This is a genomic window from Pseudomonas sp. PVC-5-1 (assembly GCF_057444345.1).
The window spans coordinates 709,363-735,981 of sequence record NZ_CM172024.1 but is presented as its reverse complement, the minus strand read 5'-3'; the positions used below and the strand labels follow the sequence as shown (position 1 = coordinate 735,981).

22 protein-coding genes are annotated in these 26,619 nt (G+C 60.8%); 9 read left to right on the top strand and 13 right to left on the bottom strand.

Annotation, left to right across the window (positions count from 1 at the left end; genetic code table 11):
* Positions 1 to 158 precede the first annotated feature (158 nt).
* The 6 genes from AC2T3R_RS03345 to AC2T3R_RS03320 form a co-directional block, all read right to left on the bottom strand.
* Positions 159 to 596: an Lrp/AsnC family transcriptional regulator gene (locus AC2T3R_RS03345; RefSeq protein ID WP_015268886.1), complete on the bottom strand. Its 438-nt coding sequence runs from the start codon at positions 594 to 596 to the stop codon at positions 159 to 161.
* The gene (locus tag AC2T3R_RS03340) at positions 593 to 1,981 is read right to left on the bottom strand and encodes a threonine synthase (protein ID WP_015268885.1); all 1,389 of its coding nucleotides are present in this window, start codon (positions 1,979 to 1,981) and stop codon (positions 593 to 595) included. Before AC2T3R_RS03340 ends, AC2T3R_RS03345 begins: the two co-directional genes overlap by 4 nt.
* A 23-nt stretch (positions 1,982 to 2,004) precedes the next feature.
* Positions 2,005 to 2,889 carry a LysR substrate-binding domain-containing protein gene (locus tag AC2T3R_RS03335; RefSeq protein ID WP_061303411.1) on the bottom strand — a complete coding sequence of 295 codons (885 nt, stop codon included), beginning with the start codon at positions 2,887 to 2,889 and terminating at the stop codon, positions 2,005 to 2,007.
* Positions 2,890 to 2,926: 37 nt separating this feature from the next.
* Entirely contained in the window at positions 2,927 to 4,375 is a 1,449-nt protein-coding gene (locus AC2T3R_RS03330; RefSeq protein WP_043935306.1) for an amino acid permease, read from the bottom strand.
* Positions 4,376 to 4,518: 143 nt separating this feature from the next.
* Complete coding sequence (locus tag AC2T3R_RS03325) at positions 4,519 to 5,790, bottom strand: cystathionine gamma-synthase family protein (RefSeq protein ID WP_015268882.1); 1,272 nt, start codon at positions 5,788 to 5,790, stop codon at positions 4,519 to 4,521.
* A 169-nt stretch (positions 5,791 to 5,959) separates the two neighbouring features.
* The gene (locus tag AC2T3R_RS03320; RefSeq protein ID WP_031325950.1) at positions 5,960 to 6,844 is read right to left on the bottom strand and encodes a homocysteine S-methyltransferase family protein; all 885 of its coding nucleotides are present in this window, start codon (positions 6,842 to 6,844) and stop codon (positions 5,960 to 5,962) included.
* A gap of 118 nt (positions 6,845 to 6,962) precedes the next feature.
* Between AC2T3R_RS03320 and AC2T3R_RS03315 the strand changes: the two genes are divergently transcribed.
* Both AC2T3R_RS03315 and AC2T3R_RS03310 read left to right on the top strand, forming a co-directional pair.
* A complete protein-coding gene (locus AC2T3R_RS03315; RefSeq protein ID WP_003256303.1) occupies positions 6,963 to 7,784 on the top strand; it encodes an ABC transporter substrate-binding protein in 822 nt (273 codons plus the stop codon).
* Positions 7,781 to 8,602, top strand: a complete 822-nt coding sequence (locus AC2T3R_RS03310) for an amino acid ABC transporter permease (protein ID WP_015268879.1) — start codon at positions 7,781 to 7,783, stop codon at positions 8,600 to 8,602. The genes AC2T3R_RS03315 and AC2T3R_RS03310 overlap by 4 nt, the downstream gene beginning before the upstream one ends.
* Before the next feature lie 156 nt (positions 8,603 to 8,758).
* Here the strand turns inward: AC2T3R_RS03310 and AC2T3R_RS03305 are convergent, their stop codons facing one another.
* On the bottom strand, positions 8,759 to 9,688 hold the full coding sequence (locus AC2T3R_RS03305) for a malate dehydrogenase (RefSeq protein ID WP_023663598.1): 930 nt from the start codon (positions 9,686 to 9,688) through the stop codon (positions 8,759 to 8,761).
* A 699-nt stretch (positions 9,689 to 10,387) separates the two neighbouring features.
* On the opposite strand from AC2T3R_RS03305, the gene AC2T3R_RS03300 reads away from it, so the two are divergent.
* The 5 genes from AC2T3R_RS03300 (at position 10,388) to AC2T3R_RS03280 (ending at position 16,331) form a co-directional block, all read left to right on the top strand.
* Positions 10,388 to 11,530, top strand: a complete 1,143-nt coding sequence (locus AC2T3R_RS03300; RefSeq protein ID WP_486744642.1) for a sensor histidine kinase — start codon at positions 10,388 to 10,390, stop codon at positions 11,528 to 11,530.
* Complete coding sequence (locus AC2T3R_RS03295) at positions 11,515 to 12,864, top strand: sigma-54-dependent transcriptional regulator (protein ID WP_486744641.1); 1,350 nt, start codon at positions 11,515 to 11,517, stop codon at positions 12,862 to 12,864. The genes AC2T3R_RS03300 and AC2T3R_RS03295 overlap by 16 nt, the downstream gene beginning before the upstream one ends.
* Positions 12,865 to 13,030: 166 nt before the next feature.
* Complete coding sequence (locus AC2T3R_RS03290) at positions 13,031 to 13,714, top strand: hypothetical protein (protein WP_486744640.1); 684 nt, start codon at positions 13,031 to 13,033, stop codon at positions 13,712 to 13,714.
* 12 nt (positions 13,715 to 13,726) lie between these two features.
* Entirely contained in the window at positions 13,727 to 15,001 is a 1,275-nt protein-coding gene (locus AC2T3R_RS03285) for an MFS transporter (RefSeq protein ID WP_486744639.1), read from the top strand.
* A 76-nt stretch (positions 15,002 to 15,077) separates the two neighbouring features.
* Positions 15,078 to 16,331, top strand: coding sequence for an arsenic transporter (locus tag AC2T3R_RS03280; protein ID WP_330142726.1), 1,254 nt, complete (start codon positions 15,078 to 15,080; stop codon positions 16,329 to 16,331).
* A gap of 185 nt (positions 16,332 to 16,516) precedes the next feature.
* On the opposite strand, the gene AC2T3R_RS03275 is transcribed toward AC2T3R_RS03280, so the two are convergent.
* Complete coding sequence (locus tag AC2T3R_RS03275; protein WP_410952064.1) at positions 16,517 to 17,407, bottom strand: LysR family transcriptional regulator; 891 nt, start codon at positions 17,405 to 17,407, stop codon at positions 16,517 to 16,519.
* A 109-nt stretch (positions 17,408 to 17,516) separates the two neighbouring features.
* Here AC2T3R_RS03275 and AC2T3R_RS03270 point away from each other — a divergent pair, with 109 nt between their 5' ends.
* Positions 17,517 to 19,055, top strand: a complete 1,539-nt coding sequence (locus tag AC2T3R_RS03270) for an MFS transporter (RefSeq protein WP_486744638.1) — start codon at positions 17,517 to 17,519, stop codon at positions 19,053 to 19,055.
* 658 nt (positions 19,056 to 19,713) lie between these two features.
* Here AC2T3R_RS03270 and AC2T3R_RS03265 read toward each other — a convergent pair.
* A complete protein-coding gene (locus AC2T3R_RS03265) occupies positions 19,714 to 19,941 on the bottom strand; it encodes a hypothetical protein (RefSeq protein ID WP_015268870.1) in 228 nt (75 codons plus the stop codon).
* Positions 19,942 to 20,443: 502 nt separating this feature from the next.
* On the opposite strand from AC2T3R_RS03265, the gene AC2T3R_RS03260 reads away from it, so the two are divergent.
* A complete protein-coding gene (locus tag AC2T3R_RS03260) occupies positions 20,444 to 20,713 on the top strand; it encodes a hypothetical protein (protein WP_486744637.1) in 270 nt (89 codons plus the stop codon).
* Positions 20,714 to 21,113: 400 nt separating this feature from the next.
* Here the strand turns inward: AC2T3R_RS03260 and AC2T3R_RS03255 are convergent, their stop codons facing one another.
* The 4 genes from AC2T3R_RS03255 to AC2T3R_RS03240 all read right to left on the bottom strand — a co-directional run bounded on the left by AC2T3R_RS03255 (position 21,114) and on the right by AC2T3R_RS03240 (position 26,394).
* Entirely contained in the window at positions 21,114 to 21,761 is a 648-nt protein-coding gene (locus AC2T3R_RS03255) for an MAE_28990/MAE_18760 family HEPN-like nuclease (RefSeq protein WP_100413051.1), read from the bottom strand.
* Entirely contained in the window at positions 21,758 to 22,870 is a 1,113-nt protein-coding gene (locus AC2T3R_RS03250; protein ID WP_100413052.1) for a DUF262 domain-containing protein, read from the bottom strand. Before AC2T3R_RS03250 ends, AC2T3R_RS03255 begins: the two co-directional genes overlap by 4 nt.
* A 991-nt stretch (positions 22,871 to 23,861) precedes the next feature.
* The gene (locus AC2T3R_RS03245; RefSeq protein WP_486744636.1) at positions 23,862 to 24,776 is read right to left on the bottom strand and encodes a hypothetical protein; all 915 of its coding nucleotides are present in this window, start codon (positions 24,774 to 24,776) and stop codon (positions 23,862 to 23,864) included.
* 1,003 nt (positions 24,777 to 25,779) lie between these two features.
* A complete protein-coding gene (locus AC2T3R_RS03240; protein WP_486744635.1) occupies positions 25,780 to 26,394 on the bottom strand; it encodes a hypothetical protein in 615 nt (204 codons plus the stop codon).
* Positions 26,395 to 26,619 lie beyond the last annotated feature (225 nt).

Here is a 26,619-nt window from a genome sequence, read left to right as displayed (position 1 = left end):
GTGCAATGCCAGTTGAATATGGCAATCCGCTGTATTTACTGGCCAATCTGACCAGTAGCCGATGCACGCCTGAGCGCCGCCGGAATGCAAAACGCCGCCAGGGCGCAAACCCGGGCGGCGTTGTTGTAGCAATGGTTGCCAAAAGGCAAACGCGCGTCTCAGATCACCGTGGCCAGGACGAACGATGTCACGGTGTTCTCGACCCCTGGCATGGCGGCAATCTCCTTCCATACATGGTGCACCCGTTCCGGGCTGGAAGCCTCGACGCGCAGCAGCAGGTCGAATTCGCCGCTGAGCACTTCACACTGGATCACCTCGGGGATCTGGCGCAACGCATCGAGCACAGCCTCTCCGCGCATGCGGTCGTAGCGGTAGACGAAGATGACCGCGTTGATCAGCGAGGTCGGTCGTCGCCCTTCACCGATACGCAGGGTATAGCCCTGGATGGCCCCGTCACGCTCCAGGCGCTCGATGCGCTGGCGTACCGCATTACGCGACAGGTTCACCTTGAGCCCCAGTTCGGCATGGGCAATGCGTGCATTGGCGGTGAGTTCGGCGAGAATTCGCTCGTCCAGGGGGTCGAGGATGCGCTTCATCGTCCTGCCTGCAACCGGGCCAATATCTCATGAACCCCCGCCAGGTCCTCTGGCGCCAGCAGCGGCCCAACGCCTGCGCTGCCAACACCACAGGCCGGCACCTCGCCATGCCAGGCCCCAAGCTCCGCCAGCAACCCGGCAGACTTTTCCGGGGCAAACTGGCCCAGCGTGACGATCGGCGCACCAATGTTGCGCCGGTGCAGGCGCCCGGCGAATGCCCCGGTGGCAGCGTGTGGGTCTACTGCGCAGCCGGTTTCCTGGAACAGCGTGACGATTTCTTCGCGAATCAGCGCGTCATCCACGGCATAGGAGTCGAACAGCATGCGCGCGTGCAGCCACTGGCGGTTGCCGATGCTCAACTCGCCACAATCCTCGAAATGCTCCATCAGTGCCCGGGTCGCCCCACCATCGCGGTCATACAGCTCCCAGACGAAACGTTCCAGGTTGGAGAACAGCGAAAAGTCCATGACCGGCGACAAGGTCTGGCTGGTGGAACCACGGCTGTAGCGATTGCAGTGGATGAACCGGTGCAAGGCATCGTTGCGGTTGGTGGAAACAATGATCTGGTTGATTGGAAGGCCCATTTTCTGGGCAATGAACCCCGCGTAGATCTCGGCAAAACTGGCCGTGGGGATGCTGAAACCCACCGGCCGAATCCCACCACCCAGCTGAAGCGCCGCGTGGAAATAGAACACGATCTGCGCCAGCACGCCGACCCAGTTGGTCGAATTGAAGCTCACGGGTATCAGCCCGGGGCACGGCCATGCACGCAGCAGCGCCGACACCAGCGACTGGCAGTCATCGAAGCTGCCGTCCACGGCCACGCAGCTCACGCTTTCGGAAGCGGCACTGCGCATCACCGCCGCCCGGTCGGCCGGTGTCCCGGCACTGGGGTAAAGCGCCAGCAAGCGTGCCGTAGGGCAATGCCGCAAGGCTTCGATAGCGGCCACCGCCGTATCGCCGTTGCTGGCACCGACCAGCATGACCCGTTCGCAATCGGGGCCCAGGAAATGGCGGATGAGCCGCGCCTGCAACTGCGCGGCGAAATCCTTGGAGGAACGGGTAGGCCCGTGAAACAGCTGCAGGATCCATTCGTTATGGCCAATCTGCTGCAGCGGTGCGATGCCACGGTGCTTGAAGCCGCGGTAGCTGTCGCTTACCAGCGCTCTCAGGGTCGGCTCATCGAGCGTGTCGCCGACAAACGGCGCCATTACCCGCCAGGCCAGTTCGTCGAACGGCAACCACGACCAGCTGGCAATATCCTGCTGGCTGAACGTCGGCACCGCAGTCGGCACGTACAGCCCGCCATCGTCGGCCAGCCCGGAAAGCAGCGCCGTGCGGAAATCAACCCGTGTCTCGTTGCCGCGCGTGGATGTGTACTGCATCGGTGCTCCAGGTAAATATTTGATTAACGGTGGGCCATCGCCACCAACCAGTGGCTGAAGGCTTGGGCATCCGTGGACAACGCCTCACCCAGGCCACGTACCAGGTAAAACGACTCGCTCGCCTCGATGCGCTGCGCAAAAGGCGCCACCAGCCGCCCCTCCTGCAGCAAGTCCTCGACCAGCGACGAGCGCGCCAGTGCCACCCCAAGCCCCAGTTCCGCCATGCGCAAGGTCGCCACCAGGGTGTCGAACTGCAGGCCGCTGGAAGAATCGACCTGGTCGGCGCCTACCCGCTCCAGCCAATAACCCCACCCCTCCTCGTAACCCAGCACATGCAACAACGGGACGCGGGCCAGGTCGCGCGGCTCGCGTAGCGGGGAGCCGGCAATCAGCGCAGGGGAGCAGACTGGCACCAGCAGGTCGCGGGTCAGGCGCTGCGCCTCCACGCCAGCCCACTGGCCGCTGCCCCAGCGGATTTCCAGGTCATCCTCTGCATCCAGTTCCTTGACCCACAGGTTGCTGATGTAGCGGATGTCCACCTGTGGGTGCGAACGGCGAAAATCGACCAGGCGGGGCGCCAGCCAGAAATGCAGGAACGACAGGCTGCCGCGCACTTTCAGGGGCCGACGCTGGCGTTGCCCGAAAATTTCATTGGTGCCTACCGCCAGGCGGCTTATCGCATCCTGCACCACCGGCAGGTAGGACTGGCCTTCTTCGGTCAACCCCAGCCCCCGGGGCAGGCGCTTGAACAGCGCCACCCCCAACTGGCTCTCCAGGTGGCGGATCTGCTGGCTCACGGCCCCTTGGGTGAGGTGCAGTTCCTCGGCTGCATGGGTGAAGTTCAGGTAACGCGCCGACACTTCGAAGGCTCTGAGCCAGTTCAAGGGTGGCAGGGTTTTCTGGGTCATCGGCGGTTTCTCGTGGCAACGTTCCGGTGCCCTAGTATCACCCTGCTCTGGCGGCCTCGGAACCTGTTGCCAAGGCTTCCGGTTGCAGCGGGCGACGGTCGCGGTACTTGCGGGTCAGCCAGTAGGCCAGGTAACACCAGGCGATAAATGGAAGACCAAAGTACAGGGCCACGCGCTGTGCCGGGTCGAAGGCAATGCCGACGCAGGCCAGCACGCAGCAGAAGATGGCCGCCAGCGGCACGAACGGGTAGCCGCGCACGCGGAACTTGAGGTCTTCGAGCTTGCCGCCATTGGCGATGTAATGGCGACGGAATGCCATCTGGCTGGCCGCGATGCTGATCCACACCACCACCACCGCCAACCCGGAAATGGACACCAGCGCCAGGTAGATGGTGTCGGGGGCAAACACACTGCTCAGCAGCGATGCCATGCCACCGGCCATGCTCAGGACGATGGCATTGAACGGCGTGCCACGACGCGACAGCGCCGCATACCGGCGGGGCATGTTGCCTTGGTCGCTGAGGGTCCACAGCATGCGCGCCGCTGCATAAAGCCCGGAATTGGCCGCCGACAGCAGTGCAGTGATGATGACGAAGTTCATGATGTCCGCCGCATAGGGGATACCGATCATGGCAAAGACCATCACGAACGGGCTTTCAACCACCCCGGCCTGTTCACGCGGCAACAAGGTAGCCAATACGAAGATGGTGCCGACGAAGAACAGCGCCAGGCGCAGGACCGTGGTACGGATGGCCTTGGGTACGTTCTTTTCCGGGTCGCGGGTTTCGCCGGCGGCGATGCCGATCAACTCGGTACCCGAGAACGCGAAGGCCACCGCCAGCAGGGTCATGGCGATCGACCAGAAGCCCGTAGGGAACAGCCCCTCGCGGGTGAAGTTGCCCAGCCCGACACTGTGCGCCTGGGTGATTTCGAAAACGCCCAGGATCGCGCCGCCGCCCACCACCAGGAAGGCAATCACCGCAAGCACCTTGATCAGTGACAACCAGAATTCGGTTTCGGCAAACGACCGCACCGAAATGATATTGCTGATGAACACCGCAAACCCGAACAGCGCACTCCATATCCACACCGGCGTATCGGGGAACCAGCGCACCATCAGGATACCGGCGGCGGTGAATTCCGAGCCGATGGCCACGGTCCAGGTCAGCCAGTACATCCAGGCCACCATGTAGCCTGTACCCGGCCCGAGGTAGCGCGTGGCGTAACTGCTGAACGAGCCGACTTCCGGCATGTGTACCGCCAGTTCGCCCAGGCACATCATCACCAGGTAGACCATGATCGCGCCGAGGATATAGGCGATGACCGCCCCCAGCGGGCCCGCCTGGTTGACGGTGTAGCCCGACGTCAGGAACAGGCCGGTACCGATGACACCGCCCAGCGCCAGCATGACGATATGGCGTGTTTGCATATCCTGCTTGAAGCTATGCGCCGAAGCATTTCTCGTTGTCGTTGTCTGCAGGGACATTGTGGTTTACTCATGAAAGTTGGCGGGCAAGGACGTTGCAACGACCTCGTCTTGGCAGAGCGAAGCGAATTGCCTTGCATATTGTTTTTGTTCGACTTCATGAAGTGGCACCCACCGCAAGGAGCGGGTGCTACACGCCTGTCTCAGGCCTGTGCTTCGGCCAGGCAGGCGTCTTCGTCACCGTGCAATTCCTTTGCTGCGGCCAACTCCTGGCGCACCGATGCACAGGCCTGTGCCAGGTCTGCCAGCAGGTCCTCGGTGTCTTCGATGCCCACCGAAATGCGCACCAGCCCTTCGGAAATGCCCAGGGCCAGCCGTTCTTCGAGGGTGTTTTCCACATGGCTGGTGGTACGCGCCGGGCCGTAGATGGTTTCTACCGCGCCCAGGTTGCCCGCCCGATGGGCGTACTTCAGGCGCGGCAGCAGCCGCGCTACGGTGGGCATGCCGCCTTTGAGCACGAAGCTGACAATGGCGCCGAAGCCACGCATCTGCGCTTTGGCAATCGCATGGCCCGGATGCTGGGGCAACCCCGGGTAGTTGACCGCTTCGACCAGCGGTTCGGTAGTCAGGTAATGCGCCAGGGCCTGGGCACTGGCCTGTTGCTGACGCAGGCGCAGGGCCAGGGTCTTGATACCGCGGATGATCAGGTAGGCGGAAAACGGGTCCAGCGCCGCACCGTTGATCTCGCGGTAGTGGCGCACCTGGGCCATCAACGACTCGGCACCGCACACCACCCCGCCCAGTACATCACCGTGCCCGGACAGGAATTTGGTGGCACTGTGCACCACCACATCCACGCCCAGGGCCAGCGGGTTCTGGTTCAGCGGGGTGGCGAAGGTGTTGTCGGCCACCACCACGGCGCCAGCCTTCCGGGCGGCAGCGCTCAGGCGCTGGATGTCCAGTACCTTGAGGGTGGGGTTGGTAGGGGTTTCCAGATACAGCAGGTCGCAACCCGCGGCGATCTCGCGCTCCAGCGCTTCGGTGTCGAGGGTGTCGCACAGGCAGACCTGCACACCCATGCGCGGCAGGAACTCTTCGAAGATCTTGTTGGTACCGCCGTAACTGTCGCGGGTCGATACCACACGCTTGCCGCTTGAGAGGAAGGTATGCAGCACGGCACTGATGGCAGCCATGCCGCTGCTGAATGCCACCGCCGACTCGGACTGCTCCAGCTCGCAGAGCTTGGCTTCCAGGGTAGCGACTGTCGGGTTGCTCATGCGGCTGTAGATGTAGCCGGGCAGCTTGCCCTGCGCCACGTCGTACCAGGCATCGATGTCGTTGTAGCCGTAGGCGGCACTGACCACGATCGGGGTCTGGGTAGCGTTGTACGGATGCTGAACCTGCTCCCCGCTCCACACCACACGCGTACCGATACCGGCCGCTGCATTGCCCTCGAATTTCTCGTTCTTGTTCATATCCGGTTCCCGCACCGCTGAGTTGTGTACACCGATTCGGCATCGGCTTTCAGCGGACTATAGGGGCATGGCGGGGGGACTGAAAAACGATGGAATCCGGGTCTGAGTAACGTTTTTTTTAATGGCTGGGGCCGAGCGGGTGCGGAAGCCGCCCTGCCCCTTCAAGGCTTTACGCCAGGTTGCGTTTCAGCTCGGCGATATGCTCCGGGCCAATGCCACAGCAGCCACCGATCATGCTGGCACCCCGTTCACGCCAATCGTTGGCCCATGCCAGGTAACCCGGCGGGTCAAGGTCTTCGCGCAGCTCATCCAGGCCGTCGTTGGCGGTGGCTTCCTTCGGCTGTGGCGGGAAGGCGTTGGCATAGGCACCGATGGCGATGTCGGCGTTGTGTCGCTCGATTACCGAGCGCGCTACATCCAGTGCAGCGCCAATGACCTCGGGCTGGCTGCAGTTGAACAGCACGGCCGCCGCGCCCAGGCCGACCACGGCTTCGATGGCATCGGCCACTGGCTCGCCGGAGCGCAGGCGTGGCACCTCGTCGACCTCTTCGTCCTGCAGGGTGAACGACACCCAGAACGGCCTGCCGTCTGCCGGCAATTGGCTGTGAATGGCTCGCACCTCGGCAACCGAGCTCTGGGTTTCGGCCAGCCACAAGTCAACATGCGGGGCCAGGCCCTGCAGCAACGGGGCCAGCACCTCCTCGACGCGCTCGGGCTGGAACAGGTCCGGGCGATAGGAGCCGAACAGCGGCGGCAGCGAGCCCGCCACCTTGACCGGGTGCGCTGCGGTATCGGCGGCATGCCGCGCCAGCTGGCCTGCGATATTGGCCAGTTGTCGCCCTTCCTTTGCAAAACGCTCTTCGCCGATGTGGAACGGCACCACCGCATAGCTGTTGCTGGTAATGACCTGGGCACCGGCAGCGATGAACGCTGCGTGCACACCAACCACCGCTTCCGGCGCCTCGCTCAGCGCCAGCGCCGACCACTCGGGCTGACGAAACGGCGCCCCACTGCGCTGCAGCTCACGGCCCATGCCACCGTCGAGAATTACCATCGCTCGCTGTTTCATATAACTACTCTAAAGGTGCTTATGAATAAAATTCATTATGTAGGTGACATTTATAACTATTAAATACCGCTTCCTATAATTGGCCAACATTTCAGGTATGTCCATGCGATTTTCTACTGTGCTCGGTGCGGGCCTTGTGCTGCTCGCAACTGCTTCCCAGGCCTTTGCCGGTGCCACGCTGGAGCGGGTTGAATCGCGCAAGGAACTGGTCAACGTTTTGATGGAAAGCTACCCACCGTTTTCCTTCCTCAATGACCAGAACCAGCTGGACGGTTTCGACGTGGATGTGGCCAAGGCCGTGGCGGACAAGCTCGGCGTCAAGCTGCGCCTGGAAACCCCTTCGTGGGACGTGATCGCCGCAGGCCGCTGGAGCGGCCGCTACGACATCTGCATCTGCTCGATGACCCCGAGCAAGGCCCGCGCCGAAGTGTTCGACTTCCCGGTGGAGTACTACGCATCGCCTGCGGTGATCGTGGTCAACGCCAAGGATGAGCGCATCCATGGCGCCAAGGACCTGGAAGGCCGCAAGGTAGGCCTGACCAGTGCATCGAGCTACGAGAGCTACCTGAACAAGAACCTGGTGATCGAAGGCGACGAAGACAAGAAGATCGAATACCCCTTCGATTTCGTGCAGATCGCGCCCTACGACACCGACAACGTCGCCTTCCAGGACCTTGGCCTGGGTGCCGGCGTACGCCTGGACGCCATCCTCACCAACCTGGTGACCGCGCAGCCGCGCCTGGACCAGGACAAACGCTTCAAGCTGGCAGGTGCCCCGCTGTATGAAGAGCCGAACTCGGTGGCCATCGAGAAAGGCGACCCCGAGTGGGATGCCAAGGTGCGCCAGGTGTTTGCCGAGTTGAAGGCTGACGGTACCCTGGCCAAGCTGTCGCAGAAATGGATTGGCGCCGATATCAGCAAATGAGCACCTTCCCCTCCTCCCCCAAGCCCGTGGCCAAGCCCACGGGTGCCGGCCTGTTCGGCTTTCGCACCCGGCTGCTGCTGACCTGGCTGGCGCTGTTTGGCCTGTTCGTTGCGTTTTTCCTCAGTTTCGATCTGAAGTTCTCGATCATCCTGGAGAAGTTTCCGAACCTCGCAGGGTTCAAGCTGGGGCCCAACGGCTTTCTGCAAGGCGCGGCACTGACCCTGTTCCTGTGCCTGTGCTCGATGCTGGTGTCGGTACTGTTCGGCTTCGCCGCCGCGCTGGCGCGGTTGTCGAACAGCGCGGTGCTGGTGGGTGTCGCCAGCTTCTACACCTCGTTCTTCCGCGGCACACCCCTGCTGATCCAGATTCTGCTGATCTACCTGGGGCTGCCACAGCTGGGCCTTGTACCGGGCGCCATCAGCGCCGGCATCATCGCCTTGTCGCTGAACTACGGGGCCTACCTGAGCGAAATCTTCCGCGCCGGCATCCTCGGCGTCGCGCGCGGGCAACGTGAAGCGGCACTGGCGCTGGGCATGCGCACGCCGCAGATCTTCTGGCATATCGTCCTGCCCCAGGCCATGCGGGTGATCATTCCGCCTACGGCCAACCAGTTCATCTCGATGCTGAAGGATTCATCGCTGATATCGGTGATGGGGGTATGGGAGGTGATGTTCCTGGCGCAGTCGTACGGGCGGTCGAGCTATCGATACCTGGAGATGCTGACCACGGCGGCGGTGATCTACTGGGTGCTGTCGATCCTGCTCGAGCTGGTGCAGGCGCGGCTGGAGCGGCATTTTGGCAAGGCTTACCAGCGCTAGGGGCCAGGCTGGGTTGGCAGCCCCCCCTTATTGAACTGCACGTAAACTCATTGAATTAGCAGTGACACTGTGGGAGCGGCTTTAGCCGCGAACACCGGCGCAGCCGGTGCCATGCACCGCGTTGGATTCTTCGCGGCTAAAGCCACTCCCACAGCGTTACAGCGCCTTCATTTCAGCAATATCCCGCGCCACCTGATCAGCCGATTGGTCGAACATCGCCTGCTCCTGCGCATCCAGCGGCAACTCGATCACCCGCGCCAGCCCCTCCTCTGCCAGGACGCAGGGCACACCCATGGCAATATCCGTGCGCCCGTACTCGCCTTCCAGGATCGCCACCGCCGGCAAGATGCGGTTTCGCCCGTTGGCGATCGCATCGACCATCTGCGCAATCGCCACGCCCGGCGCATCGCAGGCGCTGCCCAGCTTCTTCAGCCCCAGGATCTCGCCACCACCCTTGCGGGTACGCTCGACGATCTGCTCGATCTGCTCACTGGACAGGAAGTGCGACAACGGCACCGAACCGATCTGGCAGTAGCGCATCAGCGGCACCATGCTGTCGCCATGCCCGCCCAGGACCAGCGCCGTGATATCCCGGGCAGAAAACCCGGTCTGCTCGGCGATGAAACACTTCATGCGTGCGGTATCCAGCACCCCCGCCTGGCCGAACACCTTGGTGCGCCCCAGCCCGCTCAAGCTCCAGGCGCGATAGGTGAGCACATCGACCGGGTTCGACACCACCAGCACCGTCGCAGTTGGTGCATGCAGCTTGATGTCGGCCATGATGCCGTCGAGGATTGGCAGGTTGATACTCAGTACATCCTGACGCGACTGCCCCGGCTTGCGCGGCACGCCTGCAGTGATGACCACCAGCTCAGAGCCGTCCAGCATTTCAGCCTTGGCCCCGCCGTGAACCCGGGTATCGGAACCCGACTCGACTGCCGCCTGCCACACATCCAGCGCCTTGCCTTGCGCCATCTCGCCCTGCACATCCATCAACACCAGCTCACGGCACAACTCTTCCCGAGCGATGATCTGCGCCGCCGCCTCGCCGACCATGCCGGCACCCACGATTGTCAGTTTGTTCACACGACACCTCCCAGCGGCGCGCGCCACCAGGAACACGCCTGCAATACAGAGAAGTATCGCCTGCTGAGGCGAAAAGACCACACAAAGGCAAATGGAAGCGGTACGCGTACCCCGTGGGAGCGGCTTTAACCGCGAAGAATCCAACGCGTTGCCTGGCACCGGCTGCGCCGGTGTTCGCGGCTAAAGCCGCTCCCACAAGGACCGCGCCACCTTCGAGTGCAGTGCAGTACCTGTGGGAGCGGCTTTAGCCGCGAAGAGGCCGGTGCAGGCTGGCCTAGAACTCGAAGGTACTGGACAAGCTCACCTGCCGCGCATCGCCAATGGCCACCAAGTACTGGTTCACCGCCAAGCGCCCACAGAGTCACTGCTAATTCAACCGACCCTGTCCTTGCACGGCGATTTTCCATCTGGCAAGGTTGCCATCAGAACGCCCACCGACTGACCAGCGGTGCCCCACATCAAAGGAAACCTGACCTGTCACTGCAACCCTCCGTTCGCCGTGATCTGCTGATTCTGTGGCTTTCCATTGCCGCAGTTGCGCTTGTGCTGGGATGGCTGCTGCTGATAATCAGCCGCCAAGGCGCCGGCCCTCAGATTGCGCAGGCGCGCCAACTCACCTCGACCAGTTGCCAGGCGCTCCAGGCGGGTGCGGCACGGGTTCGCCAGCAGCTCCCGCCTGCACAAGACCACCCTGATCTCATGCCCCCCGCTGCCGCACAGGCAGTGCTGGATTTGGCACTGCGCGATCAGCCGGGCATGGAGGGCGGCTTCTGGCGAGCGGATGCGGGTGTGGTGGCCTACGCCTTCCCAACCTACGACGGCACGGGAATCAAACGCGACCCGCCGAGCGCCGAGTTGCAGCGCATTGCCTCCACGGCCCAGCGTGCGCAGGATTCTGCAGGCCTGGTGGCGGACGTCCGACCGGGCTTACGCGAAGCCGTGGCCTTCGCCGCCTGCCCCGTTCAGGCCTATGACCGGCAGCTGATCGCCTGGACCCTGATGCGCGTTCCGCTTTTGGCCACAGAAACAGTCAATACCTTGATACTCGCGGTAAGCCTGCTGCTGGCGCTGGTCGTTGTCTCCGGGGCATGGCTGGGCTGGATGATTTCGCGTTGGCAGCGCCAGTCGGCGCATTTGCGAAAGCAACTGGCCCAGTCCGAGCGCCTGGCCACGCTGGGGCGCGTTTCCGCCGGGCTTGCACACGAGATCCGCAACCCTTTGGGCACGATGCGCATGAAGGTGGAAAACGCGATGGCTGCCCCGGCTGACCGGCGCGAAGCACGTGTGGTTGGTGCCCTGGAGGCCGTACTTTCGCAAACGGCACGGCTGGAGACGCTGGTGTCGAGCCTGTTGGCATTGACCCAACCTTTCCGCGCCGAGCGCCAGGCAGTTGACCTGCAGGAATGGCTGGAGGAGCGGCGTAATGCCCACGCCGAAGCAGCGCAAAAGAAAGGCGTACGAATAACACTGGCCGTTGAACCGGCGCTGACCGCTAGCGCGAAGCAAGTTGCGCTGTTCGACCCGACACAAATGGCGCGGGTCTTTGACAACCTGCTGCTCAATGCGCTGGCGCACACGGAAGAACGCGGTGAAATCGAGCTCGGTGCACATCGCACGCACCGCGGCACATTGCTGTTGTGGGTGGCGGACGATGGTTCCGGCATACCGAATGACCTGCGCGATACACTGTTCGAACCGTTCTCCACCAACCGCGCTGGAGGTACCGGCCTGGGACTGGCGCTGGTGCGCGAGATCGTGCAGGGTCACGGCGGGCGGGTCGGTCTCGCCGAGTCGGCCAAAGGAACGCGCATAGAGATGGAGCTACCGTGGCCCGAATCCTGATCGTCGACGATGACGCCGCATTCCGCGACAGCCTTGCAGAAATGCTGCAAGACCTGGGGTATGCGGTGCTGCAGGCTGAAACCACCGATGCAGGCCTGCACAGGCTGCGCACCGAGGACGTGGATGCGGCCATCGTCGATCTGCGGCTGCCGGGCGAGGATGGCCTGGTGTTCCTGCGCCGCGCGGCGCGCATCTCGCCGGTGCCTTGCATCATGCTCACCGCCTATGCGAGTGGCGGCAACACCATCGAGGCGATGAGCCTGGGCGCGTTCGACCACCTGACCAAGCCCGTGACCAGGGCCGCCCTGATCGAGACGCTCGAACGGGCCCTGCGACGGGCAGCCAACACCCCAGACACCCCCCAGGCGGCCGGGGCATCACCTGCCGCACAAGAGCCCGTGGATGGCACCGAACTGGTCAGCAGCAGCGAGGCCATGCGCCAGGTCTTCAAGCGTATCGGGCTGGCCGCGAACTCCGATGCCACTGCGTTGATCCTGGGCGAGACGGGCACAGGCAAGGAACTGGTCGCGCGTGCCTTGCATCGCAACAGCGGGCGAGCCACCGGCCCCTTCGTCGCCGTCAACTGCGCGGCGATCCCGGCCGAACTGATGGAAAGCGAGCTGTTCGGTCATGTCAAAGGCGCGTTCACCGGTGCCATCACTGAACGCACCGGGCGCTTTCGCGAGGCCGATAGCGGCACCCTGTTCCTCGACGAAATAGGCGATATGCCGCTGGCCACGCAGGCAAAGATCCTGCGGGTGCTGCAGGAACGCGAAATCACCCCCGTGGGCGCCAATCGTGCCCAGCCGGTGAACGTGCGCATCATCGTGGCCACCCACCGGGACCTGCCCAGCGCAGTCAAGGAAGGGCGCTTCCGGGAAGACCTGTGGTACCGCCTGCAGGTAGTGCCCCTGTGGCTGCCGCCGCTGCGTGAGCGCTTGGGCGACGTGCTGCTGCTGGCCGAACACTTTCTACGCCTGCTGGGCGGCGACTCGCCCAAGCGGTTGAGCGCGGCGGCAGCCCGGATGCTGCTGGCCCATTCCTGGCCGGGCAACGTGCGCGAACTGCGCAATGCCATGGAGCGCGCGGCCATCCTCAGCCACGGCCCGGTCATCGAGGCCGAACACATCGGGTTGCAGACGGCGGCGGCGCCCACCCCGGGCCTGGACATTGACTGGGAAGGCCCAATGGCACAGGCCGTTGCCCAGCTGGAGCGCGAAATGATCGTGCGCGCCCTGGCTGCGACGGCGGGCAACCGCGCAGAGGCGGCGCGGCGCCTCGGTCTGTCTCGCCAGCAGCTCTACCGCAAGCTGGCCGAGTTCGATCTGGACTAACCCCTTCGCACGCAAAGGAGGTGTCCGATTCCGTGACACCTTAGCGTCACGGAATCGGACGGCACATCACTCCTATCAATCATAACTGATTGATTTAATTAACAATTTTATCTGGCATGGTGTTTGCGCTACAGGTTGGGTGTTCCCACCCAAAAGAGCTTCTCCAATGTCCAGGTATTTCATCGCCACATCTCTTGCACTGGCAATTGGCCTGGGTAGCCTCAGCGCGCATGCCATGCCGCCCGCCGCCGCCCATCTGCCTCCAACACCGCATCAGGGTGTGGAAACACCTGGCCTGGTGAGCCAGTACGTGGTGGAAGGCCAGGTGCAACGGATGCTCATCAATCCCTATGGTGAGGTCGACGGGCTGCGCCTGAGCGACGGGACCATTGCAAAGTTTCCACCGCATATGGCCGATGCGCTCACAGCCACGGTCAAAGTGGGGGACGCCGTCCGCATCATCGGGCGGGTGGAAACGCGAGGCACGGTCAAAGCCGACGCCATCATCCACGCCGACAGCGGGCGCACCGTGTACGACCAGCCGCCACCGGTTGGCGAAGGCCGAGCCCTGCCGCCACACCTGCGCGCCCAGCGTTTGCAGCCCCAACAGGTGGAAGGCCAGGTGGAGACCGTGCTCACTGGCCCACGGGGCGAGGCCAACGGCGTCATCCTGAGCGATGGCAGCATCGTACGTTTCCCGTCAGAGAGCCTGCGTATTTCCGTGCAGACGGGCGCACCGTTCGCGGCATCCGGGCTGGGCACGCGCAATGCGTTTGGCACCGCTTTGGAAGCGGTCAGCATGGGCACCACGTTATCCACCCTGCAGCCGCTCTATGACCGCGTGCCATAAGGGAATGCCTCTATGCACCCGGCAACGCCTTTCATAACCCCGGCGCATGCCAGCTCACGGCGCTGGCTGTCCGGCCTCAACTTCTTCCTGGCCGATGTCCGTGACGGCCTGGGCCCCTTCCTCGGTGTGTTTCTGGCCAGCCACGGCTGGCGAGCCGATGACATCGGCTACGTGATGGCCGCCGGCGGCATCGCAGGCATGTTGGCGACCACGCCGATGGGCGCGTGGATCGACGCCTCGCGCCACAAGCGACTGCTTCTGGCAAGCGGCGCCATTGCACTCATTCTCGCCACGGCAGCGCTATGGACGGCGCCAACGTTCGGCGTCGCCGTCGCCTCTCAAGTGGTGACGGGTGTTGTGGGTGCGTTGATGGGCGCCGGCATCATGGGCATCACCTTGGGCATCGTTGATCAAAAAGACTTGTCTCGGCAGCTAGGCATCAACGAAGCCTGGAACCATGCCGGCAACGTGGTAGCGGCTGCCTTGGCCGGGCTGGCAGGCTACCGCTGGGGGCTGTCAGCCGTATTCGTCCTGATGGCCCTGATGGCGTGCGCGGCCCTTGCCTGCTTGCGCAAGATCGATCCACATGACATCGATCATGAGCGTGCCCGCGGTGGTGACCTCACTGGCAACCAGCCTGCGCAAGGTAGCAGCCCCTCGCCTTCCATGGTGCGGGTTTTGACGCACTCGCGCGAGCTGGGCCTGCTCGCGATCACCATGCTGCTGTTCCACCTTGGCAATGCCGCGATGCTGCCCTTGCTGGCACAGTCGGTTGTCACGCGTGGGCTGGCCGACCCCAGCGTGTTCACGGCATCCACCGTCATCGTGGCGCAGCTGGTCATGATTCCCGTCGCGCTTTGGGCCGGGCGGCATGCCTCTCGGCACGGGTATCGGGCACTGATCCTTGCCGCCCTCCTGGCCTTGCCCTTGCGCGGGCTGATCGCCGGTTGCTGGGAGTCCCCTTGGGCCCTGATTCCGGTACAGGCCCTTGATGGAATCGGGGCAGGCCTGCTGGGTGTCGCCTTGCCTGGGCTTGTCGCCTCCATCCTGCGCGGCACTGGGCACATCAATGCAGGGCTTGGTGCAGTGATGACGATACAGGGAATAGGCGCGGCCATGAGCCACGCACTCGCCGGCTGGATCGCGCAACATTTCGGCTATGGCACAGCCTTCGTCGTTCTGGGTATCGTGGCTGCTATCGGGCTACTCACCTATCAGACAGGCCTTAGGAAGGAACACCCAAGCCGGCAATTGCCAGCTCAGCCAAATAATGTTGACACGATATAGCGTGCTGCACGCCATCCACCAAAGGCTGGCACCCGGCCAAGCCGCGCCAACTCATTCATTCACCTGAGTAAACTGCATGCCTGTATTTGATCCATCCTCGCTCATCTGGGCCGTCGCCGCCGTTGCGACCGGTGGGGTAATCCTGCGCCCCTGGCGGGTGCCGGAATATGTCTGGGCAGTCGGCGCCGCTGTATTGCTGACCGCGTTTGGCCTGGTGCCACTACCCACGGCCCTCGGCGCTGTCGCCGAGGGTGGCGATGTTTACCTGTTTCTGATCGGTATGATGGTGCTGGCCGAACTGGCACGCCAGGAAGGCCTGTTCGACTGGCTGGCCATGTACGCGGTGCAGCATGCCCGGGGCTCCGGCCAGCGCCTGTTCGACCTGGTATTCCTGGTGGGGGTACTGGTAACGGTGTTCCTCTCCAACGATGCCACGGCTGTGGTGCTTACCCCAGCAGTGTATGCCGCATGCAGGGCGGCCAAGGCCGAGCCGCTGCCCTATCTGTTCATCTGTGCCTTCATCGCCAATGCCGCCAGTTTTGTGCTGCCCATTTCCAACCCGGCCAACCTGGTAGTGTTCGGCAGCCAGATGCCGCCGTTGCTGGATTGGCTGCGGCAGTTCACCTTGCCGTCGCTTGCGGCCATCGGCCTGACCTACCTGGTGCTGCGGCTGGCCCAGCGCAAACAGATACGCCAGCCCCTGGCAACGACTATCGACATGCAACCGCTGTCCAGCGGTGCACGCTTGTGCGCGCTGGGTATCGTGCTGACAGGCGCCCTGTTGCTGCTGACCTCCGCCCTGGACCGGCAGCTCGGCTTACCCACCTTCTGCGCCGGCATCGCCACGGCCGGGCTGATCCACCTGCGCCAGCGGCGCAACCCGATGCCGGTGCTCAAAGGTGTGGCATGGGGCGTACTGCCGTTGGTCGCGGGCCTGTTCGTGCTGGTGGAAGCGGTGGCACAGACGGGTGTGATCGAGCACCTGGCCCATGGCTTGGCCGCGCTGGCGCGCAGCTCCGAGCACCAGGCGAGCTGGGGCGCCGGCGTGGTCGCGGCTATCGCCGGCAACCTGATGAACAATCTGCCGACCGGCCTGATCGCAGGCTCCGTTGGCCATATTGTCGATTTACCCGCGAGAACCACTGCGGCGCTGCTGATTGGCGTCGACCTCGGGCCGAACCTGTCGATTACCGGCTCCCTGGCCACTTTGCTCTGGCTGGTTGCCGTTCGCCGTGAAGGCGAACACGTCGGTGCCTTGGACTTCCTGCGCCTGGGGGCGCTGGTAATGCCGCCTGCCTTGATCGGGGCGTTGGGGTTGCTTCATTTGTGAAGCGCTCGCAAGCGGTCCGCGTACCGTGTGGGAGCGGGCGTGCCCGCGAAGAATCCAACGCGGTGCCTGGCACCGGCTGCGCCGGTGTTCGCGGCGGTTCGATGCCTCGACACGCCCGCGCCCACTAGGTCACTGCCAACTCAATGAGTTATGTGTTGTGGAGAGCGTGGGAGGCGCCGGGCAATTTACGCCTTGAACAAACGCTCGGCGATGAAGTCGACGAACACACGGATCTTCGGCGACAGGTGGCGGCTCGATTGCCACAGCGCCCAGAACTGGCCCTGGTCGGAGGTATGCGCATCAAGCAGGCTTTCCAGTGCGCCAGTCCTGACCGATTCCCGTACCAGAAAGTCCGGCATGTAGGCGATACCATGGCCGTCCACCGCAGCCATCAGCATTGCCTCCATGTTGTTCAGCGTCAGCACCGTGGGTAAGCGCAACTGGGTAATCTCGGGATCGGCGCCGAGGCTCCAGTCCATGATCTTGCCGGTCGTGACAAAGCGATAGCGCAGGCAGTCGTGTCGCTCCAGGTCGGCTAGCGTCTGGGGCCGCCCCTTGCGTGCCAGGTAGGTAGGCGCTGCGCACATGACAAAGCGGAACGGCCCGAGCTTGCGCGACATCAGTTTTGAATCGGCTAGCCCACCACTGCGGATCACCACATCGAAGCCATCGTCGATCAGGTCGACCAGGTGGTCGTTGAAGTCCATTTCCAGTTCGATTTCAGGGTATGCCTTGCGAAAAGCCGGCATCAACGGCAGCAGAAAACGGTAGCCGATGGTCGGGAGGCTGACCCGCAAGCGACCACGCGGGGCCTGTATCGCATGGGACAGCATGGCCTCCGCATCCTGGAGGTCGTCGAGGATACGCCGGCAGCGCTCATAGAACAGCTGGCCTTCCGCCGTCAGGCTGACCTTGCGCGTACTGCGCTGGAACAGCCGCACCTTCAACGAACTCTCCAGGCGGGCAACGTTCTTGCCAACCGCCGATGCGGAAATACCCATCGCCCGCGCCGCGCTGACAAAGCTCAACGACTCGGCGGTTTTCACGAAGGCGAGGATGCCGTTCAGGCTTTCCATGGCATTACTTCCCTTTTGTCCATTATGAGTGGAGTTCCAGCCTGTTTATCCAGCATTGCGGCCACTATAGATTTAACGCACACGGAGCTACAACAGGAGGGATAGCGCAATGGATCAGGCTACTGATCACACCCCGCACGCGGGCCGTTACCATGTTCTGGCAGCCATCTGCCTGGCCGCCCTGGTGCTGCCGCTGAGTTTCACCGGTGGCGCCGTGGCCACGCCGGCCATCGGCAAGGCCTTCGATGCCGAGCCGTCCTCGCTTACCTGGATCGCCAACGCCTTCATGCTCAGTTTCGGCAGCCTGCTGATGGCAGCCGGAACCCTGTCGGACATTTACGGGCGAAAGCGCCTGTTCACGCTGGGCCTGGCCCTGTTCGTCATCGTCAGCATCCTGCTGGCGAGCGTCTACAGCATTGTCTGGCTTGATGCCCTGCGGGCGGTGCAGGGCGTTGCCGCCGCCGCTGCCCTGGCCAGCGGTTCCGCCGCCTTGGCCCAAGAGTTCGAGGACCAGGCCCGCACGCGCGCGTTCAGCCTGCTTGGCACCACGTTCGGGCTGGGCCTGGCGTTCGGGCCGATGGTCAGCGGCCTGCTGATCGAACAGTTCGGCTGGCGCTCGATCTTCGTCAGCACCGCGGTCCTTGCTGCGATCTCGCTGCTGGCGGCGTTGTCACGGATGCGCGAAAGTTTCAACCCCGAAGCGCCCAAGCTGGACCTGCCCGGTGTGCTTGCCTTCTCGAGCATGCTCGCACTGTTTACCACTGCGATCATCCTGGGGCCGCAGGCCGGCTGGCGCTCCCCGCTGATCCTGGGCCTGTTCGGCGGCGCGGCACTGAGCTTGCTGGCGTTCGTGACCATCGAGCTGCGCGCCAGGCAGCCGATGCTCGAGCTGAGCCTGCTGAAATACCCGCGCTTTGTCGGGGTGCAGATTCTGCCGATCGGCACCTGTTATTGCTACATCGTGCTGATCGTACTGCTTCCGTTTCGCTTGATCGGCGTAGAAGGCATCGCCCCGATGCACAGCGGCCTGACCATGCTGGCACTGTCGGCGCCGATGCTGGTGGTCCCGCTGCTGGCCGCCTGGTTGACCCGCTGGGTAAGTGCTGGCGTGCTGTCGGCTGCAGGCTTCCTGGTGGCGGCTGCGGGGTTGTACCTGTTGGCCCATGCCGCTATTGGCGATTACCAGCAACTGGTGCTGGCAATGCTGGTGATTGGTATCGGCACCGGTTTCCCTTGGGGCCTGATGGACGGGCTGGCGGTTAGCGTGATCCCCAAAGAGCAAGCAGGCATGGCCGCCGGCATCTTCAACACCACCCGGGTAGCCGGCGAAGGTGTCGCCCTGGCGATCACCATCGCCCTGCTCACCGCGTTGGTAGGTAACAGTCTTGGGCGCGTACTGCCTGCCGGCGATTACAGCGAACTGGCGCAGCGCCTGGTGATGGGCGACCTGGGCCAGGTTCAGGGCGTCGATCCGTTGCTGCTGCAGGCTGCGTATCTGGACGGCTTCGGCACCTTGGTGCTGGTGCTTATCGGCTTCACCGTGTTATCGGCTGGAGCGGCGTTCTTTTTGCTTGGTCAAGACGAGCAGGCAAGGCGTGCCAAAGCGCCTCACAGCAGCCTGCCAGCCTCCGATTCGGTGCGGGGCTGACGACGGCATGGCGATTACACGCAACAACGGGATCTTGCTTAACGCTCAGGGGCCTGGCCGCTTCGCTCCATGACCTTCCCACACCGCTCACTGGCCAAACGGCTGATGATCCGGATCGCCTGATGGATACCGGCCGTGTTTTGAAAGCTCAGGTGCGGGTTGTGTTCACACTCCGGCATTTCGTCGTGCTGGAGGGACTAGCGCGGTCCCTGTAGGAGCTGGCTTGCCTGCGATGGGCTGCGCAGCAGCCCCATAACCCTACCCGACAGGAATACACCACCAGGAGGCCTTTAGCAGAGGGCCAGCCGCAAGGGTGATATCTGGCCCGCCGCTCATCAATGATCCTGCCTAACTAACAGGGTCCCGGCCGTTTCGCTCCATCACCTTCCCACACTGCTCACTGGCCAAACGGCTGATGATCCGGATCGCCTGGTGGATACCGGCAGTGTTGCGAAAACTCAGGTGGAGGTTGTGTTCGCACTCCAGCATTTCGCCGTGCTGGAGGGACTAGCGCGGTCCCTGTAGGAGCTGGCTTGCCTGCGAAGGGCTGCGCAGCAGCCCCATAACCCTACCCGACAGGAATACACCACCAGAAGGCCATTAGCAGAAGGCCAGCCGCAAGCGTGATATCCGGCCCGCCGCTCATCAATGATCCTGCCTAACTAACAGGGTCCTGCCCGTTTCGCTCCATCACCTTCCCACACTGCTCACTGGCCAAACGGCTGATGATCCGGATCGCCTGGTGGATACCGGCAGTGTTGCGAAAGCTCAGGTGGGGGTTGTGTTCGCACTCCAGCATTTCGTCGTGCTGGACCAGGGCTTCGCCTAGCAATTCTAGGGTCCAGGCGTAGCTTTGGATGGTGGATAGGCGTTCTTGGTCAGTCATGACGTGCCTCCCTTGTTGCAGAGACAGAGCGAGATTGACTGGAGGTGAGATCGTCGAAGGCCGCCGAGGTACGACGGTGGAGAACGGATACGAGGATCTTTAGCGGATTTTCGGTGGTCATGCATGAGTTCCTTTCGTGATGGAACTGCCACCGCTCGCGGCCAAGCAAGTTAAGGTGGCAGCAGTACGCGGGTTGGCCGACCGGGACGAAAGGAGCCCGGCACACCCGAAGGTGTCCCGCGCACCACCGCCATAACGCGACATCGCGGGCACAAAAAAAGCGCCTGCGATGAAGACTGGGCGCTGATGCGCCTTTCGATTCCGACCGGCCAAGGTCGCATCACCGATGCTTCGGTGACGGGAGGACTTTATTCCCGAGTGGCTGTTTTCGCAAGTTTCCAAGAGTAGGAAAGGACTATGCGTTTCGTAGGAAGATGGCCATCAGGGGCCTTTAGGGAAACTCCGAACAGGTTGCTCACCAGCCGGAAATGGACGGTTAGGGATGCCGAAAAGCCCGATTTCCAGCCGCAGGGTATTGCAGTGTGTCTGCCGGCTATGTGATGACCAAGCTGGGCCAGCAGCTGGAGATCGTGATGGAAAGCTTGGCCATCTGAAAATATCTCTACCGGTGCAGGCACTATCTAAAAAATTTTCTCCAAACGCCCCGAAAACACTGGGCGAAAGCCAAATGCCAGCCACCCATTATCTTGAAAACAGTGCAATCGGAAGTGAAAAGCCGCAGACCATTCACTCAGGCGAAGCGGTGGGCTGAAGGTAGCCTGAGCGGCCAAACACAGAATGAGGCAGAAAAAAATGCCCGCACAAGGCGGGCATTTTTGGAGGGGCCAAAACCAGGAAAACCTGCATCGTGCCAACAAGATCTGGTGCGGAAACAGGAGTCGAATCAGGCACCTACAGGCCAGCAAAATAGGGCCTATTGCCAGCCTAAAGCCACCACTGTATACCTAAACATATACCTAAAACGAAAAATACCCCTCCCGGCACCTCCTTTGTACTACACCGCAGGCCACCCCGGGAGGGGGGGGACGGCCAGCCTTCCGATACGATCATGCTGGGTGTGCCGCACTAGGCATTGCGATAACACAGCCTTGCTTCGAGTTACGGCAGATGGTCTCCGCTACCCACAGACTCATCTGCCGATGGACCTAGATTTAGCCCGCTTTGTATGTTTGCAGAACAACATGATTCTCCAAAGCATCCCCAAAAGCGCGCATCAAACTGATAGTCTCTTCACAGATTGCATCTAAGTCGTCCAGTCCAATAAGTGTGTTTTCGCCGTGAGCAATGGCATTCCGACGCTTTAGCAATACAACGTCGATGAACGTACTTTTTTCTGCAAAACCCTGTAGAGGCACATCGCAGATTATGCAAATTTCAGAAAACACCTCAAAATTAAGATTAGCCTTTGTATTAACCAAATCCTCATTGACCTGACTAAAACGTTGATCCGCGGAATTCAATATCTCATCAATAAGCGAAACCCGCTCAGCAACATTAATCCTTGCGTTATACATCGCACCGAGACGAGGCAAGAATAAATTTCGAAGAAATTGCTTATTCAAATTACCGTACGCATACTTCCGAAGCGCAACGTAATCTAAATACTTCTTCGCAGCGAACTTCACATACCCTTCCCAATGGGCATAACTAAGCGTGATAAGCGCACGAAGTAAAACCTTGCGCAGATTTGCGTCACCCCGACGTATTGCCGACTTCAGATCGGATATTTCTTTTATGCGCCAATTTCGATCGTCAGTGATCTGTGCAGAAAAATCTGCTTCCGTATAAGGTTTGCTCATGGCCTGAACCAGGCCTCACCGAATGGAACTGTACGCTGGATACGAATAGTGCCGCGAAGGCCTGGCGAAGAAAACTGAGCAATCTGCGGCGCTGCCCAAAACTGCTCAATCCGTACCCTCACAAACTCTAGCGCGGCATCTTGGCCCAAAGCCATAATAGCTTGTAGGTTTTTGGCAATGCCAACCGCGATGCCCTCTAGACCAACTAAGCCCACTTTACCCTGATGGCCTCCGTGCTGGAAACGACGCAAGGCGTTTCCACCTGCGACCTGTGCCAGAAGCGTGAATGTTCCGTCAATTAAAGCGACTGCGTCAGCATGATCACCTGCCTCCGAAAGAGCGACAACACCTTCATCAATGTACTCCTCGACATCAAGTCGTCCATCATAGGGAACTTTTGTATGAACAAGGAAACGCACCGCCATCTCCATGTGCCGCTGCTTCTCAGCTTGATCGTCGGTGACTGCAACTACATCTCTGAACGCGACCGCCTCAGCGGCCATTTTAATCGCTCTGAAGTAATTTTGATTGATCATCAGCATTACGCAATTTCGAAGCTCTTGGGCATTAGCCAAAGTACCCCCAGCATTTAATCGCTGAAAGAGATCATACTTCGTTTGGTCATCGCTCGGCCGTTTCAATATCTCAACACCCAAACGGCCTCGACGAATTGAAAGTTGTTGAGCACGGTCCAGTGGAGCCTGATCTTCCGCAGGCACGTCTACAAGCTGAGTATTTTCCCAAACTGCATTATAAAGTGATGGCAGATACTTTGTAGCTTCTAAAATAGATGGAGGCAGCAAATTCCCGTCAGGACCACGCAAGCGCCCCATAAACTCCAAAATCGTCGAAATACGTTGAAGCCCATCGATGAGTTCCCAAGTGCCATCCTCAGTCTCGAAGACAAATATCGAAGGCAATGGAATACCAAGCAGAAGTGACTCGATCAGCTTGGATTTTTGCCCAATACCCCATCTGAATAGACGCTGGAACTCCGGAGCAATAGTGATCTCTCCCTCTTCGTACATGCTTACGATTTCGCCAACAGACATCTGGTAAGCGTCCGTACGAACGTTCCGCTGGGCATTCTCAATTTCTGTCGCAAGCATTATTAGCTCCATCCTAGGCTGAAGAAGTACGGTGATCCGCCTCTAGGCCCGCGGTCACTGTCTGTGGCGGCCATGACATCCACTCTATCGTCCTATGCCCTACAGCACAGGCCCGGGGTAGGGTCTTGCCAAGGATCTAGTCCAGGAATTCTATTTGAAATGAGCTCAGTGCGGAGGGCAATAGCCCAAATATGATTGCACTCATCATTTCTACTCTCCTGCCGCGGTATTCACCGCCCCCTTTGCGGTTTTGTCAGGTTCTGGAGCGCCAGGTTTCCCTTGACTAGCCTGCGCGGAAATTCTTGACGGCTTCCGCTCCCACAGGTCAGTCGCGTCTAGCGCCAGCCCTTGTACAGCAAGCCCTACAGACGATCCTGCTCAAGCGCCAGCCGCCCAATCCGTCAAGTGTGGTCAAGAGTTTCCGTCAAGGGCGGGTCTAGGGTGCGAGCCATTCTGGACAGCGATTCGGCCAAGACCCAACGGCACCGGTGCGCAGCTCATTGCCGACGGGCTCCCTGGTCCAGCTGCCCCCCCCTGGCCCCGCGAATCCGTCCAGAGCCTGTCCAGAATTCGTCCCTCGGCATAAGACGGGGTTGCCCGCACCAGCCCATCACGCATAGCCCCAAGCCAAGCCAAGCCCGTCGAACGCATCTGGGCGGCGGTACCGGTCGACCGCGGTCTAGTGCTGGTCTCGTGCTGGTCTAGTTTCAACAGGCGATTCTGGACGAGCGTGCGGCCGAAACAGACCACCTCGACGCCGGCAGCCTAGCCATCACGCGCCGCGGCGTCAGCGGCGCCAGCACCACCGCGCAACACCAGCGACGATCTGTCCAAAATCCGTCTAAGGCCTGTCAGGGGTATGAGACGGCCAGGCCCGTAACTTTGGAAAGCCTCCCGCACAGGACTGACTTCAGACGCTCAGTCGGCGCCCATTTCGTCTCATGCCTGTCTCACATTCCGTCAAAGCGTAGTCAAAGTGCGCGCGCCACGCCTAAGCCCACTTCAAGGTCTGGGCATTTTTGGAGACGACAGCACTCCAAGGGCCTGGACGCCGTTTCTGTAGCTCGGTGGCAATTCCGTATTCAGTGAAATGAGCAAAGTAAGCGAGATCGGTAAGCAATAAACTGACTTTTACTTCGTTTCCTTTCAGATAACCCCGCTGCTCCAGCTCTGGAAGCAATTCCGGCAGTAAGTCAACCACCAATTTTTCCAGTTCTTCCAAAAGATAATGCTCTTTGTCCATCTCGGTGATCGCGTGGACGCTGTGCCCAGAAAAAACGAAGCCTCCGCCAATCGGGGCATATGTAGTACCGTCTAATACTTGAACAAAGGAATTGTATCGTTTCTTGCGAAGAGCTTCCCGTTGATCCGAAGTGAGCCTGCCCTCTTGCCGGACTCCACGAAGAACCCAACGTTCAATCGACTTAGGCCAGTTTCTGTGGATTACCTCCACGATCTCCGCATCTGCGAAGTCATAATGCGTATAGATATTGATCGCATAAAAAACTTCCTTGGTCACTCGTGCAAATAAAAGCGGCCCTGTTCTAGCCATGTACCGCCCTTCTAATACGGTGCCCAGATGTAGGTGGTGAACTCCCCAGTCGCTGAGCAGAAGATCAGTTTTTTTTACCTTGCCGATGAGTCTACTCAGATGGGGGTTGAGATCCTTACCCTCTATCACGCCTCGCTTGATCTTTTCCCACCCCTGCAAATGTTCGGCCGGGCAGTGAAAATCATCAGATACAAGAATCTTTCTCGGCGTCGCGATTATGCGGCGTTGGGCCGCGTTGAAGTAGTGAACAGGAACGTCTTCAGTGATTGCTCTCGTGTCGAGATCCCATTCTGACTTCATGATCTCCTTGAGTGTTTCGTGCCAGTCGGCCTTGAAGTCCATGACCAAATTCATAAAGGCATCCTCCGATTTGTGCATATTGATCCTACGCGCCCGTAGGCTTTCATAAATAGCCTGCAAGCTCGTCGCGCTGTCCTCGTGGGTTTCTTCGAGATCAGGCCATGGTTGCTAGCGGAAAACACTGCAATACCATGGAAACCAGAGTGGTAACCGGGCCTGGCAACCTCAACATTTCTCAACACGCAGGCCGCCTAGGTTCGCGCCATCGGGGTTGCGAACCTGTAGCGCGAACCACCGGTGCGAGCTGCCCCAGCATCACCGCCAGAATGCGTACCAGCAGCGCGTACCTGGCTACGTACCCGGCGGGATCGCGCACTCCGATTGCGTTACGAACGTGCGGAGGCCCTAAGTGCCCCCAGTACTCGCGCCTAGGGATGGTCTGAAAAAGCCCTGCCTCAGAAAAATGAACCCTTGAAATACGTGGCCTCCAGGTCAGTGATTTTCTAAAAAGTGGGCTTTTTTAGATTATCCCTAGAGGGGCCTGCTCTGTGGATACCAGCCAGCCTAGGCGGCCTATACAAGCTCATGCTTCCACTTGTAGCTGCTGTACAGGAATGGACGACTGTCCTCCTTTGTGGTTGCCACGACCCACAGTTTCACCTTCGTACCGACCGGATAGTCTCTAATCTTCCGCGCGCACTCGATCTTCATGGTCTGCGGGAAGGGCTGGTCACTCGCAGGACGAACGCCATTCTTGCGGCGGGCAGAATCGTAAAAGACCTCAGCAATGATCGAGATGTATTCGTCTGGGTCATGCCTAAGTTCCCAAACCATAGTAGCGCCCTCTGTCTTCCGCGTGTGCCGTTATCGGAGTGAACGCCTAGGTGGGGAACTTGTCAAAACCTCACATCCGGGTCAGCATGGCGACCCGGCCAGACGTTGACAAATGTTGACATCGGAGGCTCGCGCGCCCCTCCAGGCACCTTCCCTGTTAGCAAATACTAGTGCTTGGCCGTGGCTGGCCAGCCCTCGATGCGGCTGGCTAACGATTAATCCTTCACTTGATACCGCATTCAGCTAGCGCCTTGCTCAGCGAATGATCCAAGGCGTACTCACCGGTGGTACTGGCAGCCTGGTTCAGGCCTAGCGTGCGATAAATCAGCACTTTCCCGTTCTTCATCTGCGCCAGGATCTTCTCGGCCTTCTCACCGGTAGTGGCTGTGAAAGGAGACATAGCTTGGGCTGAGGCCTGGAGGGCAGCCTTGTATGTACTCTCCAGCATTTGCTGCTGTTTGGCGTCACCAGCATAGGCTTGCATGGCTTTCAACTGCCCCTCCGGAACGTAATCCACTGGAGTTTCACTTGTTGCAATGGTCCAAGCAGGGTTCTGGTCGATCCTGAGCTGTACATCCCCTACTGGTACCTTGAAGCGTCCACCGCTCCGAATCCCTATTCGCAACTCCCCATTCGCCGACTCGATGTATGGGTAGTAGTGGTTCGAAACGGTAAATACGCCTCCTCCCGTGTAGAAACTGCCTACGGTAACGCCGCAAGTTGACTTGTCAGTGAACTGGTCGGTGTCACGGACTGTTATCCACTCAACTGATGGCCGTTGGGCGCAACCGCTCACCGCAAGTGCGAGCAACAAAATGGCAGATGTTCTCAATTTCACGTTCCTTGTTCAGCGTAGGATGTGCGGCCAATTGCCAGCAAAACAATGTATCAGGCGGCTGCCTGGCTCACGCCAGGTCCGCGAGAGACACGATCTGGTCTGAGTGAGACGTTTTGGTCTGTCTCGCGCCACAGAACGGTGAGGTCGCATTTCGAGGCGCGGTGTAGAGGTAGGCCATGGCAGGTTAAAGAAATAGCGCGACAGATTAGAAACAAAAATGCCCGC

Excerpts from the sequence above, each read along its gene's own strand:
- AC2T3R_RS03345 (WP_015268886.1), bottom strand. The coding sequence starts at position 596 with ATGAAGCGCATCCTCGACCCCCTGGACGAGCGAATTCTCGCCGAACTC.
- AC2T3R_RS03340 (WP_015268885.1), bottom strand. The coding sequence starts at position 1,981 with ATGCAGTACACATCCACGCGCGGCAACGAGACACGGGTTGATTTCCGC.
- AC2T3R_RS03335 (WP_061303411.1), bottom strand. The coding sequence starts at position 2,889 with ATGACCCAGAAAACCCTGCCACCCTTGAACTGGCTCAGAGCCTTCGAA.
- AC2T3R_RS03330 (WP_043935306.1), bottom strand. The coding sequence starts at position 4,375 with ATGTCCCTGCAGACAACGACAACGAGAAATGCTTCGGCGCATAGCTTC.
- AC2T3R_RS03325 (WP_015268882.1), bottom strand. The coding sequence starts at position 5,790 with ATGAACAAGAACGAGAAATTCGAGGGCAATGCAGCGGCCGGTATCGGT.
- AC2T3R_RS03320 (WP_031325950.1), bottom strand. The coding sequence starts at position 6,844 with ATGGTAATTCTCGACGGTGGCATGGGCCGTGAGCTGCAGCGCAGTGGG.
- AC2T3R_RS03315 (WP_003256303.1), top strand. The coding sequence starts at position 6,963 with ATGCGATTTTCTACTGTGCTCGGTGCGGGCCTTGTGCTGCTCGCAACT.
- AC2T3R_RS03310 (WP_015268879.1), top strand. The coding sequence starts at position 7,781 with ATGAGCACCTTCCCCTCCTCCCCCAAGCCCGTGGCCAAGCCCACGGGT.
- AC2T3R_RS03300 (WP_486744642.1), top strand. The coding sequence starts at position 10,388 with ATGCCCCCCGCTGCCGCACAGGCAGTGCTGGATTTGGCACTGCGCGAT.
- AC2T3R_RS03290 (WP_486744640.1), top strand. The coding sequence starts at position 13,031 with ATGTCCAGGTATTTCATCGCCACATCTCTTGCACTGGCAATTGGCCTG.
- AC2T3R_RS03285 (WP_486744639.1), top strand. The coding sequence starts at position 13,727 with ATGCACCCGGCAACGCCTTTCATAACCCCGGCGCATGCCAGCTCACGG.
- AC2T3R_RS03280 (WP_330142726.1), top strand. The coding sequence starts at position 15,078 with ATGCCTGTATTTGATCCATCCTCGCTCATCTGGGCCGTCGCCGCCGTT.
- AC2T3R_RS03275 (WP_410952064.1), bottom strand. The coding sequence starts at position 17,407 with ATGGAAAGCCTGAACGGCATCCTCGCCTTCGTGAAAACCGCCGAGTCG.
- AC2T3R_RS03270 (WP_486744638.1), top strand. The coding sequence starts at position 17,517 with ATGGATCAGGCTACTGATCACACCCCGCACGCGGGCCGTTACCATGTT.
- AC2T3R_RS03265 (WP_015268870.1), bottom strand. The coding sequence starts at position 19,941 with ATGACTGACCAAGAACGCCTATCCACCATCCAAAGCTACGCCTGGACC.
- AC2T3R_RS03260 (WP_486744637.1), top strand. The coding sequence starts at position 20,444 with ATGCCGAAAAGCCCGATTTCCAGCCGCAGGGTATTGCAGTGTGTCTGC.
- AC2T3R_RS03255 (WP_100413051.1), bottom strand. The coding sequence starts at position 21,761 with ATGAGCAAACCTTATACGGAAGCAGATTTTTCTGCACAGATCACTGAC.
- AC2T3R_RS03250 (WP_100413052.1), bottom strand. The coding sequence starts at position 22,870 with ATGCTTGCGACAGAAATTGAGAATGCCCAGCGGAACGTTCGTACGGAC.
- AC2T3R_RS03245 (WP_486744636.1), bottom strand. The coding sequence starts at position 24,776 with ATGAATTTGGTCATGGACTTCAAGGCCGACTGGCACGAAACACTCAAG.